Below are 578 nucleotides of genomic sequence, written 5' to 3' on the forward strand. Positions count from 1 at the left end.
TACATTGGCTTGGCCGAGTCGTAAAGTATGCACTGTTTACTTAAGCCAAAAAGGCATTCAGGGAGAACAAGGATGAGCCAGGTGGAGACCACAGCCGAGAAGCCGTACTGGGAGCGGGGCAACCTTGCGCCGGTCTTTGAAGAGGTGACCGCGTTCGACCTGCCGGTGGAGGGCGCAATTCCGCCCGAGCTGAAGGGGCTCTATGCGCGCAACGGCGCCAATCCGCGCGAGGGTCATGCCGGCCACTGGTTCATGGGCGACGGCATGCTGCACGGCGTCTCGCTGAACAACGGCAAGGCGGAGTGGTACCGCAACCGCTGGGTCCGCACCCCGCGCTTCAACGGCGCGCCGTCGCGGCCCGGTATCCCCGACATCCGCGCCTCCACCGCCAACACCAACGTCATCGCCCACGCCGGAAAAATTATGGCGCTGGTCGAGAACGCGCTGCCGATGATGATGACCCGCGATCTCGATACGGTCGGCTTCCACGATTACGGCGGCAAGCTCGACACGGCGTTCACGGCGCATCCGAAAATCTGCCCGGCCACGGGCGAACTGCATTTCTTCGGTTACGGCTT

Annotated in this window: 1 protein-coding gene; it reads left to right on the forward strand. The window is 63.0% G+C overall.

What is annotated here, in order from left to right; translation table 11 throughout:
* Nucleotides 1-72: 72 nt before the first annotated feature.
* Nucleotides 73-578: carotenoid oxygenase family protein (locus D1614_RS28475; protein WP_175579316.1), on the forward strand; the 506-nt coding region annotated here is incomplete at its 3' end.

This window comes from Maribellus luteus (genome assembly GCF_003576475.1).
In the GTDB taxonomy this organism is placed as follows: Bacteria; Bacteroidota; Bacteroidia; order Bacteroidales; family Prolixibacteraceae; genus Draconibacterium; species Draconibacterium luteum.